Annotated in this window: 13 protein-coding genes and 1 pseudogene; 9 read left to right on the top strand and 5 right to left on the bottom strand. The window is 73.1% G+C overall.

Going from position 1 to position 12050, the window contains the following annotated elements:
- Positions 1 to 163: 163 nt before the first annotated feature.
- The 6 genes from pgsA to pdxT all read left to right on the top strand — a co-directional run bounded on the left by pgsA (position 164) and on the right by pdxT (position 5185).
- A complete protein-coding gene (gene pgsA / locus ACLQ2X_RS07240) occupies positions 164 to 784 on the top strand; it encodes a phosphatidylinositol phosphate synthase (RefSeq protein WP_425680175.1) in 621 nt (206 codons plus the stop codon).
- Positions 781 to 1701, top strand: coding sequence for a phosphatidylinositol mannoside acyltransferase (locus tag ACLQ2X_RS07235; RefSeq protein WP_425680174.1), 921 nt, complete (start codon positions 781 to 783; stop codon positions 1699 to 1701). Before pgsA ends, ACLQ2X_RS07235 begins: the two co-directional genes overlap by 4 nt.
- Positions 1702 to 1712: 11 nt before the next feature.
- On the top strand, positions 1713 to 2873 hold the full coding sequence (locus tag ACLQ2X_RS07230) for a glycosyltransferase family 4 protein (protein WP_425680173.1): 1161 nt from the start codon (positions 1713 to 1715) through the stop codon (positions 2871 to 2873).
- A gap of 91 nt (positions 2874 to 2964) precedes the next feature.
- Positions 2965 to 3459 carry a hypothetical protein gene (locus tag ACLQ2X_RS07225; protein WP_425680172.1) on the top strand — a complete coding sequence of 165 codons (495 nt, stop codon included), beginning with the start codon at positions 2965 to 2967 and terminating at the stop codon, positions 3457 to 3459.
- A 135-nt stretch (positions 3460 to 3594) separates the two neighbouring features.
- A complete protein-coding gene (pdxS, locus tag ACLQ2X_RS07220; protein WP_425680171.1) occupies positions 3595 to 4506 on the top strand; it encodes a pyridoxal 5'-phosphate synthase lyase subunit PdxS in 912 nt (303 codons plus the stop codon).
- Between the two features lie 73 nt (positions 4507 to 4579).
- A complete protein-coding gene (gene pdxT, locus ACLQ2X_RS07215) occupies positions 4580 to 5185 on the top strand; it encodes a pyridoxal 5'-phosphate synthase glutaminase subunit PdxT (RefSeq protein WP_425680170.1) in 606 nt (201 codons plus the stop codon).
- Positions 5186 to 5209: 24 nt separating this feature from the next.
- Here the strand turns inward: pdxT and ACLQ2X_RS07210 are convergent, their stop codons facing one another.
- A complete protein-coding gene (locus tag ACLQ2X_RS07210; protein ID WP_425680169.1) occupies positions 5210 to 6061 on the bottom strand; it encodes a helix-turn-helix transcriptional regulator in 852 nt (283 codons plus the stop codon).
- A 105-nt stretch (positions 6062 to 6166) separates the two neighbouring features.
- Between ACLQ2X_RS07210 and ACLQ2X_RS07205 the strand changes: the two genes are divergently transcribed.
- The 3 genes from ACLQ2X_RS07205 (at position 6167) to ACLQ2X_RS07195 (ending at position 8099) form a co-directional block, all read left to right on the top strand.
- Entirely contained in the window at positions 6167 to 6823 is a 657-nt protein-coding gene (locus tag ACLQ2X_RS07205) for an NADPH-dependent FMN reductase (protein ID WP_425680168.1), read from the top strand.
- The gene (locus ACLQ2X_RS07200; RefSeq protein ID WP_425680167.1) at positions 6820 to 7122 is read left to right on the top strand and encodes a hypothetical protein; all 303 of its coding nucleotides are present in this window, start codon (positions 6820 to 6822) and stop codon (positions 7120 to 7122) included. Before ACLQ2X_RS07205 ends, ACLQ2X_RS07200 begins: the two co-directional genes overlap by 4 nt.
- A gap of 227 nt (positions 7123 to 7349) precedes the next feature.
- Entirely contained in the window at positions 7350 to 8099 is a 750-nt protein-coding gene (locus ACLQ2X_RS07195; RefSeq protein WP_425680397.1) for a YebC/PmpR family DNA-binding transcriptional regulator, read from the top strand.
- Positions 8100 to 8108: 9 nt separating this feature from the next.
- Here ACLQ2X_RS07195 and ACLQ2X_RS07190 read toward each other — a convergent pair.
- The 4 genes and pseudogenes from ACLQ2X_RS07190 to ACLQ2X_RS07175 form a co-directional block, all read right to left on the bottom strand.
- A pseudogene (locus ACLQ2X_RS07190) lies at positions 8109 to 9089 on the bottom strand (ABC transporter permease); the annotation flags it as partial.
- Positions 9086 to 9979, bottom strand: coding sequence for an ABC transporter ATP-binding protein (locus tag ACLQ2X_RS07185; protein ID WP_425680166.1), 894 nt, complete (start codon positions 9977 to 9979; stop codon positions 9086 to 9088). The gene ACLQ2X_RS07185 and the pseudogene ACLQ2X_RS07190, both read right to left, overlap by 4 nt.
- An 80-nt stretch (positions 9980 to 10059) precedes the next feature.
- Positions 10060 to 10740 (bottom strand): response regulator, encoded by a 681-nt coding sequence (locus tag ACLQ2X_RS07180; RefSeq protein ID WP_425680165.1) that lies wholly within the window; start codon positions 10738 to 10740, stop codon positions 10060 to 10062.
- A complete protein-coding gene (locus ACLQ2X_RS07175) occupies positions 10737 to 12026 on the bottom strand; it encodes a histidine kinase (protein ID WP_425680164.1) in 1290 nt (429 codons plus the stop codon). Before ACLQ2X_RS07175 ends, ACLQ2X_RS07180 begins: the two co-directional genes overlap by 4 nt.
- Between the last annotated feature and the right edge of the window lie 24 nt (positions 12027 to 12050).

The raw sequence follows: 12050 nt of genomic DNA, 5'->3' as shown, positions 1-12050 counted from the left end.
CGGTGATCTCCTGCTGCACGGGAACGCGGACCGGTTATCCGGTGATCCGGCTCACCTCCCGGGTCGATCTCACACCCGCGCGGGTGTCGGCACAAGGTCCGCCGGGCGGGTCGTCCGCCCGGCTGTGTCCCCGGTCGCTGCCGGCCGTTATCGTGGGACCGCCATGGCGAAGATCTTCCAAGTGACGGCCCGCGCGGGCATGACCCGCGTCGTGGAGCCGATCGCCCGCGCGCTGCTGCGTGCCGGCGTGTCCCCCAACGCGGTCACCGTGACCGGCACGGTCGGCGTGCTCGTCGGCGCGCTCGGCTTCGGCGCGCGCGGCCACCTGGTCGCCGGCGCGCTGATCGTCACGGTCTTCGCGCTCACCGACCTTCTCGACGGCACCATGGCCCGGATGAGCGGCGGCTCCACCCGGTTCGGGGCGTTCCTCGACTCGAGCATGGACCGGGTCGCCGACAGCGCGGTGTTCGGTGCGGTCGCGTTCTGGCTGGCCACCGAGCACGAATACTCAGGCGTGGCGGCGGCGCTGATCTGCCTGGCCGCGGGCGGGCTGGTCTCCTACGTGAAGGCCCGCGCCGAAGGGCTCGGGATGACCTGCAACGTGGGCATCGCCGAACGCACCGAGCGGCTGCTCATCGTCGGGGTGGGCGGCATCCTCACCGGCGTCGGCCTCGACCGGGCACTGGAGGTCGCGCTCTGGCTGCTCGCCGCCGTCTCGATCTTCACGGTGGGTCAGCGGATGGCGCACGTCCACCGGCAGGCCCAGCGGGTCGGCACGGAGTGAACCTCACCGAGGCGGGCTTCGTGGCGGGCTGGCGCCTGGTCCGGGCGCTGCCCCGGCCCGTCGCGGCCGCGGCCTTCCGGGTGGGCGCCGACCGGGCCCACCGCAGGGACGGCGCGGCTACGCGTCGACTGCGCGCCAACCTGCGCCGGGTGGTCGGCCCGGAACTGCCCGAGGCGGAGCTGGACGCGCTGGTCCGTGCCGGCCTGCGCTCGTACGCCCGCTACTGGATGGAGGCGTTCCGGCTGCCCGGCCTGAGCCGGGCGGAGATCCTCGCCGGGTTCCACCTCGACGGCCAGGAGTTGCTCGCCGCGGACGTGGCGGCCGGGCGCGGCGCGGTGGTGGCGCTGCCGCACGCCGGGAACTGGGACGCGGCCGGGGCCTGGGTGGCGGCCACCGGCTGGCCGATGACCACGGTGGCCGAGCGGCTCCCGAAGGGCGTCTACGAGCGGTTCGTCACCTTCCGGGAAGGGCTGGGGATGGAGATCCTGCCCAACACCGGCGGCCCGCGGCCCGCGTTCGACGTGCTCGTGGACCGGTTGCGCGCCGGGTTCGTGGTGCCGCTGCTCGCCGACCGGGACCTCTCCGCCCGGGGCGTGGAGGTGGACTTCTTCGGCAGCCGGACCCGGATGCCGGCCGGCCCGGCGCTGCTGGCCGTCCGCACCGGCGCCCCGCTCTACGTGGCCTCGTTGTGGTACGAACCGGACATCGCCTGCGCCTCGATCGACGGCCCGCTGCCGCTGCCGGATCCGGACAGCGCCCCGCTCGACGCGCGGGTGCGCGCGGTGACGCAGCGCATTGCCGACGGTCTGGCGGCGGGCATCGCCCGGCATCCGCAAGACTGGCACATGTTGCAGCGGATGTGGCTGGACCAGAACCGGGACGGCACGGCCACCCCGGCGACCACCGGGACGGCCTAGAGGGGGGCGCAATGCGGATCGGCATCGTGTGCCCGTACTCGTTCGACGTGCCGGGCGGGGTGCAGAACCACGTCATGGACCTGGCCGAGGCGCTGCTCGGGCTCGGCCACGAGGTGAGCGTGCTGGCGCCGGCCGACGAGGACTCGGCGCTGCCCCCCTACGTGGTGTCGGCCGGTCGGGCGGTGCCGCTGCCGTACAACGGGTCGGTGGCCCGGATCGCGTTCGGCCCGGTGTCCACCGCCCGGGTGCGCCGCTGGATCACCCGGGGCGCGTTCGACGTGCTGCACGTGCACGAGCCGCTCACCCCGAGCCTGTCGATGCTCGCGGTGCTCTGCGCCCGCGGGCCGGTGGTGGCCACCTTCCACACCGCGATGACCCGTTCCCGGGTGCTCTCCGCGGCCCAGGGCGCGCTGCAGATCCTGCTGGAGCGGATCACCGCCCGGATCGCGGTCAGCGCGCTGGCCCGCAAGGTGCAGGTCGAGCACATGGACGGTGGCGCGGTGGAGATCCCCAACGGGGTGGCGGTGGCGAAGTTCGCCGGGGTGGCGCCGCTGCCGGGCTGGCCGGGGGAGTGCGCCCCGGGTGTCGGTGGCACGCTGGGTTTCCTGGGCCGGTTCACCGAGCCGCGCAAGGGCTTCCCGATCCTGCGCGACGCGTTCGTCGCGCTCGCCCCGCACCGTCCGGGGCTGCGCCTGCTGGTGGCCGGGCCGGGTGACGCCGACGAGTTGTACGGGCGGTTCCCGGCCGACCTGCGCGACCGGGTCACGTTCCTCGGCCTGGTCTCCGAGGCGGACAAGGCGCGCATGCTGCGCAGCGTGCACCTCTACGTCGCACCGAACACCGGCGGGGAATCCTTCGGGATGATCCTCACCGAGGCGCTGGCCGCCGGGACCACGGTGGTCGCCAGCGACCTGGACGCGTTCCGCCGGGTTCTCGACGGCGGGCGGGCGGGTCGGCTGTTCCCCAACGGGGACGCGGTCGGGCTGCGTGCCGCGGTCACCGAGCTGCTCGACGACGACGGTCAGCGGGCGGGCCTGACCGCCGCCGGTGACCAGGTGGTGACGTTTTTCGACTGGCCCGTGGTTGCCCGGCGCGTTCTGGAGGTATACGCAGCCGCGATCGAGGCCACCGACGGCCGGGTCATGGACCAGGAGTGGGCGGGGCTGGTCTGACGGCGGTGGCCGCTGGGGCCGCTGTGACGAGCGCGTCGACCGGTGCCCGCGCCGGCCGGCCGGGATGAGGAGCAACACTACGATGCCGGGCATGTGGTGGGTGGTGGTCGCGGTCGGCGTGCTCGGGCTGGCCTCGGCGTACCTGATCTGGACCTCGGGCCGGGTGCAGCGGCTCCAGGTCCGCGCCGACTCGGCGGCCCGCGCGCTCGACGCGCACCTGCTGCGCCGCGCGGCCGCCGCGGCGGTCCTGGCCGAGCAGCGGTTCGGGGTGGAGCTGTACGCGGCCGCCCGGATCGCGTTGGACGCCGTCCCGGAGGAGCGCGAGGCCGCCGAGAACGATCTGACCCGGCAGTTGCGGGCGGTGCGGCTGGACCCGGACGACGCGTCCTGCGCGGCGGTGATCGCGGCGAGCCGGCGGCTGGCACTGGCCCGGCAGGTGCACACCGACCTGGTGCGCGACGCCCGTTCGGCGCGGGGGCGGCCGGTGGTGCGGCTGTTCCGGATGGGGCGGGGTCGGGAGTGGCCCACCTACTTCGACATCGACGATCCGACGCTGGCCCAGCCCGTCGACGTCACCACCGGCTGACCGGCGCGTGCGGCTGCCGTGACGGCGGCCACAGGGCAGGCCACCGGTGCTTCGATTGGCTGTCGAAAGCGGTGTCGTGTCGGCCGTAGCATTCCGGCGCAGCCACCTACCGAGTGCGCCGAGGAGTGATGACCCGTGTCCGAGTCCACCGCACCGACCGCTGACCCCGCCGTCGGCACCGCCCGCGTCAAGCGGGGCATGGCCGAGATGCTCAAGGGCGGTGTGATCATGGATGTGGTCACCGCCGAGCAGGCGAAGATCGCCGAGGACGCCGGCGCGGTGGCGGTGATGGCGCTGGAGCGGGTGCCGGCCGACATCCGCGCGCAGGGCGGCGTGTCCCGGATGAGCGACCCGGACATGATCGACGGCATCATCCAGGCCGTCTCCATCCCGGTGATGGCCAAGGCCCGCATCGGGCACTTCGTGGAGGCGCGGATCCTCCAGGCGCTCGGCGTCGACTACGTCGACGAGTCCGAGGTGTTGACCCCGGCCGACTACGCCAACCACATCGACAAGTGGGCGTTCACCGTCCCGTTCGTGTGCGGGGCGACGAACCTGGGCGAGGCGCTGCGCCGGATCACCGAGGGCGCCGCGATGATCCGCTCGAAGGGCGAGGCGGGCACCGGGGACGTCTCCAACGCCACCACCCACATGCGGCGGATCCGGCAGGAGATCCGCCGGCTCCAGTCGTTGCCGGCCGACGAGCTGTTCGTCGCGGCCAAGGAGTTGCAGGCCCCGTACGAGCTGGTCAAGGAGGTCGCGGACCGGGGCAGGCTACCGGTGGTGCTGTTCACCGCGGGCGGCATCGCCACCCCGGCGGACGCGGCAATGATGATGCAGCTCGGCGCCGAGGGTGTCTTCGTCGGCTCGGGAATCTTCAAGTCCGGCAACCCGGCCCAGCGGGCCGCCGCGATCGTCAAGGCCACCACGTTCCACGACGACCCGGACGTGCTGGCCAAGGTGTCCCGCGGTCTGGGCGAGGCGATGGTCGGCATCAACGTCGACGAGATCCCCCAGCCGCACCGCCTCGCCGAGCGCGGCTGGTGACGGTAAGGAAGGGCACCCTGTTAACGCCTCCGGTAGAGGAGGGGCCCCCTTTTAACACCCCGGAAGGAGCACCGTGGCCGTACCGGTGATCGGGGTGCTCGCGTTGCAGGGCGACGTACGCGAGCACGTCGCCGCGCTGACCGGCGCGGGCGCCGACGCCCGGCCGGTGCGGCGGCCGGGCGAGCTGGACGCGGTCGACGGCCTGGTGGTGCCGGGCGGCGAGTCGACCACGATCAGCAAGCTGGTGGACATCTTCGAGCTGCGCGAGCCGATCGACAAGCGCATCGCCGCCGGCATGCCCGTCTACGGTTCCTGCGCCGGCATGATCATGCTGGCGGCCGAGGTCCTGGACGGCCGCTCCGACCAGCGCGGCTTCGCCGGCATCGAGATGACGGTGCGGCGCAACGCGTTCGGCCGCCAGGTCGACTCGTTCGAGGCGCCGGTGGCGCTCACCGGCGTCGACGGCGGCCCGTTCCACGCCGTGTTCATCCGCGCGCCCTGGGTCGAGCGCGTCGGCCCGGACGTCGAGGTGCTCGGCATCGTGACCGAGGGCCCGGGCGCGGGTCGGATCGTCGCGGTGCGGCAGGGCAACCTGCTGGCCACGTCGTTCCACCCGGAACTGACCGGCGACCTGCGGCTGCACCGCTCCTTCGTGGACCTCGTCCGGGTTGCCTCCTGAACATCCCGGACGGACCCGCGTCGGTCAGCCGGCGACGGCACGCAACTGTCCGGGACGCCGGCCGAGGAGCCGGTCCAGGCCGGCGGCGGAGGCGGCGTCCGCGGGAAGGTGGACGACGATCCGCTGGTGGGCGGTGTCGGCCAGCTCCAGGGTTTCGTAGGCGAGCCGCAACAGCCCGACCTCCGGGTGCCGCAGTCCGCGGACGCCGACGCGCGGGGCCGCCACCGGATGCCGCTGCCACCGGTCGGTGAACTGTGTACCCGCCGTCCGGGCCAGCCGGTCGGCGAAGGCGTCCGTGGCCGGGTCACCCCGCCGCAACCGGTGCAGCTCGGCGACCTGCTGGTCGGCCAGCTCCGCCCACTCCGGGAAGTGGTCGCGGGCACGTTCGTCGGCGAGCGTGAACCACAACAGGTTCGGCCGGGCGCCGTCGAGCAGACCGAGCGGGCGCCCGAGCCGGTCGAAGGCGTCGTTCCAGGCCAGCACGTCGCTGAGCTGGTTGACGACGTACGTCGGCGCGTCGCGGAGCCCGTCGAGCACGGCCCGGACGGTCGGGCGGACGGCGCGGGCGGCGGACGGTCGCTCGTGCGGACACAGTTGCCGGCTGTGGCCGGCCGTCGCGAGCTGTTGCAGGTAGGCCCGGTCGGCGTCGTCGAGGAGCAGGGCGTCGGCGAGCGCCGCGAGGATCTCCGGCGAGGGCCGGCTGTCGCGCCCCTGTTCCAACCGGGTCAGATACTCGACGCTGACCTGGGACAGCGTCGCCAGTTCCGCCCGGCGCAGACCGGGGGTGCGGCGGCGCGGACCGGGGGCGAGACCCACGTCGGCCGGCCGCAGCGCCTCCCGGCGACTGCGCAGGAACGCCCCCAGCTCGCCATCCATCACCCAGACAGTCTGGCACCGGCGGCCCGCCCGAGGGTGGCCCCGGTGGGGCCACCCTCACGCCGGTCTCCCGGACGGCCGGTTGCCGGGCCGACGATCGTCGGCATGAGCACTACACAGACAGCAGGACCGATCCGGATCGGTCTGATCGTGGGAAGCACCCGCCCCGGCCGTCGTGGCGTCGCGGTCGTCCGCTGGGCCGCACAGGTGGCCTCCCGGCACCCGGCGGTGCGTACCGGATGCGCCGAGGTCGAGGTGATCGACCTGGCGGAGCAGGCGTTGCCGTTGCTCGACGAGCCCGTGCCGGCGATGTTCGGCGACTACCGGCAGCCGCACACCCGTCGGTGGAGCGCGGTCGTGACCACCTACGACGCGTTCGTCCTCGTCACTCCGGAGTACAACCATTCGATCCCCGCCGGGCTGAAGAACGCCGTCGACTACCTGTACGCCGAGTGGAACGACAAGGTGATCGGGCTGCTCGGTTACGGCGTGCAGGGCGGCGGCCGGGCCACCGACCACCTGCGGTTGATCATGGCCGAGGTACGTGCGGTGGTCGTACCCACCGAGGTCTCCCTCCCGATCTTCACCGACTTCGACTTCTCCGGGTCCGACCCCGGCGATCCCACCGCATCCGGCGTCCTGGCGCCGGGCGCGGGGCGGGACGAGTCGTTGGCGACCATGCTGACCGAGATGGTGACCTGGTCCACCGCACTACGGGCCGGCACCCCGGCCGTCGACAGCGGCCCGGAGTTGGCGGGGTGAGCGTGGAGACGATCCTGATCCGCTACCGGGTCCGCCTCGAGCACCTGTCGGAGCACCTGCTCCTGCTCCGCGCCGTCCACGACGAGATGTCCCGGCGACGGCCGGCCGGGCTGAGCTACGTCACGTTCCAACTGGACGACGGACGCGGCTTCGTCGAGGTGGCCGTGGGACCGGAACTGCCCGGACCGCTGCCCGCGCTGGAGTCGTTCCGGCGCTACCGGGCCGACCTGGAGGCCCGCTGCGAGGAACCCGCCACGTTCGACTTCACCGTGGTGGGGTCGTACGGCTTCGGGGAATGACCTGCCGGTCCGCCCCCCGGTCACTCCGGTTCGAGGGAGGGGCGGGCCGGTGCCGTGCGGTGCGTGACAGTGACCCGCCCCCCGCCGGTAGGATTGCCGAGATTCGGCAGGGCCATCAGCCCGCTGCGGCTCCCAGCGGAGATCACGGCACCTCGGCGTGCGCCAGCGGGCTGCGGGGCGTGTGCGGTGCGGTCGATGCAGACGGCGGGTAGCAACGGAGGTAACAGATGTCCGGCCACTCAAAGTGGGCGACGACCAAGCACAAGAAGGCGGTCATCGACGCCAAGCGCGGCAAGATGTTCGCCAAGCTGATCAAGAACGTCGAGGTGGCGGCCCGCACGGGCGGCGGTGACCCGGCTGGCAACCCGACCCTCTTCGACGCCATCCAGAAGGCGAAGAAGAACTCGGTCCCCAACGACAACATCGACCGCGCGGTCAAGCGCGGTTCGGGCCTGGAGGCCGGTGGCGCCGACTGGCAGACCATCATGTACGAGGGTTACGGGCCGAGCGGCGTGGCGATGCTTATCGAGTGCCTCACCGACAACCGCAACCGCGCGGCGACCGAGGTGCGTACCGCGCTGACCCGCAACGGCGGCTCGCTCGCCGACGCGGGCTCGGTGTCGTACATGTTCTCCCGCAAGGGCGTGGTGATCGTCCCCAAGGGTGGCACGACCGAGGACGACGTGATGATGGCCGTGCTCGACGCGGGCGCCGAGGAGGTCAACGACCTGGGCGAGGCCTTCGAGATCGTCTCCGAGCCGACCGACCTGGTCCCGGTGCGCACCGCGTTGCAGGACGCCGGCATCGAGTACGAGTCGGCCGAGTCGTCGCTCATCCCCAGCGTGAACGTGCCGCTGGACGAGGAGGGCGCGCGCAAGATCTTCAAGCTGATCGACGTGCTGGAGGACTGCGACGACGTGCAGAACGTCTACGCCAACTTCGACGTCTCCGACGAGGTGATGGCCGCCGTCGGCTGAGTTGCCCCACGCGCCGGCGAGGAGGAAACAGGTCGCGGTGAGCAGCAGCAGCGCCAGCGCCAGGACGGGCTCCCACGGTGCGGCGTCGCCGGTGAACAGCCGCACCGGCATCGCGACGGGCGAGGAGAACGGCAGGTACGACATGATCCGCATGGCGGTGTCGTTGTCGTGCAGGAAGACCACCGCGAAGAACGGCGCCATCACCGCCAGCTGCACCGGGGTGGCCGCGGCGGCGATGTCCTCCTGCCGGTTGACCAGCGCCCCGGCGGCGGCCCACATCGCCGCCAGCAGCAGGAACCCGAGCAGGAAGAACGGCAGGAACCAGCCGATCGCGGGCGCGACCAGACCGAACATGTCGCCGCCGTCGGTCAGGCGCATCCCGGCGAGCGCGACGACGGCGATCAGCGCGATCTGCCCGAGCGCCAACGCGCCGGCGGCGAGGATCTTGCCGGCCAGCAGCGCCCGGACCGGCACGGCGGCCACCAGGATCTCCACGATCCGGGTCTGCTTCTCCTCGGTCACGCTCTGGGCGATCTGCATGCCGGAGGTCTGGGACATGAAGAAGAAGACGAACGCGAAGGCGAACGGCGCCAGGTACGCGGCGAGCGGGTCCACCGCGTCGGGGTCGAGCAGCTGCACCGCCGGGGCCGCGCTGAGTGCCTGCACCACGTCGCTGGGGGCCTGGTCGTCGGCGAGTACGGTGGGGCCGGCGACCACTGCCGCGTCCACGTCGCCGTCGCGTACCGCCTGTTCGGCGGCGGCGTCGTCGGCGACCACGCGGACCTCCAGCCCGGCCGCCCGCAACGGTTCGGCGCCGGCGGCGGTCACCGCCACCGTGGACGGGCCGCCGCCCTGCATCATGGCCGGCACCACGGTGGCGACGACGGCGAGGAGCAGGAAGATCGCGGTGCTGTAGAGGAACGTCTTGTCCCGCAGTTTGACCTTGATCTCGCGGGCGGCGACCAACCGGGCGGCCTGGTAGGTGTTCACTGGTTCACCTCTCGGAAGATCTCGGCGAGGGACGGGACGACCGGTCCGAAGGCCCGCACCGGGCCGCGGGCCAGCGCCGCGCGCAGCACCGACTGGTCGTCGGCGTTCGGGTCGAGGTCGAACACGGCGCGGGCGCCGTCGAGGTCGACCAGCCGGACGCCGGGTTGGTCGCGCAGCCAGCCGGCGTCGCCGTCGACCACCAGCTCGAACCGGGGCAGGGTGTATGCGGCCCGCAACTCCTCCCGTGGCCCGGCGGCCCGGATCATGCCGCCCGCGATGATCACCAGGTCGTCGCAGAGCCGTTCCACCACGTCGAGCTGGTGGCTGGAGAAGAGCACGGGCGTTCCGGTGGCGGCCCGTTCCCGCAGCACGGCGACCACCATGTCGACGGCCAGCGGATCGAGCCCGGAGAAGGGCTCGTCGAGGACCAGCACCTCCGGGTCGTGCACCAGTGCGGCAGCGATCTGGGCCCGTTGCTGGTTGCCCAGCGACAGGGTCTCCAGCAGGTCGTCGCCGCGCTCGCCGAGGCCGACCCGTTCCAGCAGCGCGTCGGTGCGCCGCCGTGCCCCGGCCGCGTCCAGCCCGTACAGCCGGCCGAGGTGGATCACCTGTTCACGGGGGGTCATCTTCGGGTAGAGGCCGCGTTCCTCAGGCATGTAGCCGAAGCGGCGGCGGTCCTCGGCGGTGAGCGGGTGTCCCCGCCACGTCACCTGTCCGGCGTCGGGGGCGAGCACGCCGAGGACGATCCGCATGGTGGTGGTCTTGCCGGCGCCGTTGCCGCCGACGAATCCGGTCATCCGTCCGGCGGTCACGTCGAAGGAGACGTCTTTGAGCACCTGACGGTCGCCGAAAGTGCGGTCGACGCCGTCGAGGCGGAGCACGCTGGTCATGGCGCCGACGCTACGGGCGGGCCGGGTACCCGTCGTCACGCCCGCGGCTGACCGGGTGGTCCGTCGCGGGGCGGACATGGTCATCCGCCGGGACGCACCACCCCGTGCTCGTACGCGAACACGACCGCCTGCACCCGGTCGCGCAGCCCGAGCTTGGCGAGCACCCGGCTGACGTGGGTCTTCACGGTGGCCTCCCCGACGTGCAGGACCTCGGCGATCTCGGCGTTGCTCGCCCCGCGCGCGACAAGTTCCAGCACCTGTCGCTCCCGTGGGGTCAGGTCCGCGGTCGCGGCGTCGTGCCCCGGGTCGGGCGGCAATGCGCCGGGCCGGGCGAACGTGGAGATCACCCGCCGGGTCAGCGCCGGTGTGATCAACCCGTCACCGCGCGCCACCACCCGTACCGCCTCGACCAGCTCCTCCGCGCTGCCGTTCTTCAGCAGGAACCCACTGGCCCCGGCGCGCAGCGCCGCGAACAGGTAGTCGTCGCGGTCGAACGTGGTGAGGATCAGCACCGCGGGACCGTCGGCGTCAGCGGTGATCCGCCGGGTCGCCGCCAGGCCGTCGAGCACCGGCATCTCCACGTCCATCAGCACCACGTCCGGGGACAGCGCGGAGGCCATCGTCACGGCGCGTTCCCCGTCGGCGGCCTCGCCGACCACCTCGATGTCGTCCTCCACCTCCAGGATGACCCGGAAGCCGGTCCGGACCAGGTGCTGGTCGTCGACGAGCAGGACCCGCAGCGGCGCGTCCGGCGCGCTCACGCCGCCCGCCCGGCGGGTGCGACGGCCAGCGGGATGCGGGCCCGGACCCGGAACCCGCCGCCGGGGCGAGGGCCGGCCTCCATCTGGCCGCCGTGGGCGGTGACCCGTTCCCGCATGCCGATCAGGCCGAGTCCGGCCCCGGCGGCGGGAACGCCACCGTGCCCGTCGTCGCTCACGTCGATCTCCAATTCCCGGGCCAGGTAGCGGACCCGCACGTCGAGCGTGGTGGCGTGGGCGTGTTTGACCACGTTCGTCACCGCCTCCTGCACGATCCGGTACGCCGCCTGCGACACCGAGCGCGGCAGCGGCACCGGTTCGCCGTACACCCCGAGTTCGGTCCGCAGTCCGGTCTGGCGGGCGCGGTCGACGAGCGCGTCGAGCTGGTCGAGGCCGGTGCTGTCCGCCGAGGCGGTGGCGGTGCCGGTCAGGTCGCCCGGGTCGCGCAGCACGCCGAGCATCCGGCGCAGCTCGTCGACCGACGTGCGGGCCGTCTCCTCGATGGCGGTCAGGCTGGCGCGCGCCTTGTCCCGGTCGCGGTCGAACACGCGCCGGCAGGCGGCGGCCTGTACGCCCATGACCGACACGTGGTGGGCGACCACGTCGTGCAGCTCGCGGGCGATGCGCACCCGTTCGCCCATCACCGCGCGTTCGTGCGCCTCCGCCTGGGACCGGCGCAACTGCTCGGCCTGTTCCCGCAGTTCGTGCCGGCGGCGCGCGGCCACCCAGGCGGTCTGGCCGGAGTAGTAGGCGAACGCGAAGAACAGCAGGTTGTACAGGATCCCGTTCATGACGGCGGCGAGCACCGGCGGCACCGGGCCGGCGGCGTCGGTGAAGGCGGCCGTGGAGAGCTGCTCGGCCTGCAGGCCGAGGGCCAGCCCGAACCAGCCGAACATGGCGGCGATGATGGCGATCCGGACGCGGCCGGCCATCCGCCGGTCGGTGCCCCACGCGCCGAGCGTGTAGAGGGCGGCGAACAACGCTCCCGAGGGGAGTTGGGCCAGCGGGACGGCCCGGGCCTGCCCGGCGACGAAGGCGATCGAGACGAGCACCGCGACGGCGGCGGGCCAGCGCCGCCGTACGGCCAGCGGGGCGGTCACCGCGACGGTCCACCCGATCTGCTCGGCCAGGCCGGGCGGGGGGCCGAGCGCGAAGGCGCCCGTGCTGCGGGCCAGCGTCAGCTCGAACAGGGCCAGCACGGTGACCGCGAGGCCGATCCACAGGTCGGTGCGGAGCTGCCGGGCCGTGGGAGGCGGTCGCTGCCAGCCTGCGGTGGGTGTGGTGCGCACGGTAAGACCATGCCACCGGCCGGC

The organism is Micromonospora sp. DT31 (assembly GCF_049841795.1).
GTDB lineage: Bacteria > Actinomycetota > Actinomycetes > Mycobacteriales > Micromonosporaceae > Micromonospora.
Note: the sequence above shows the minus strand (reverse complement) of the source record. Positions and strands in the feature narration are given on the sequence as shown.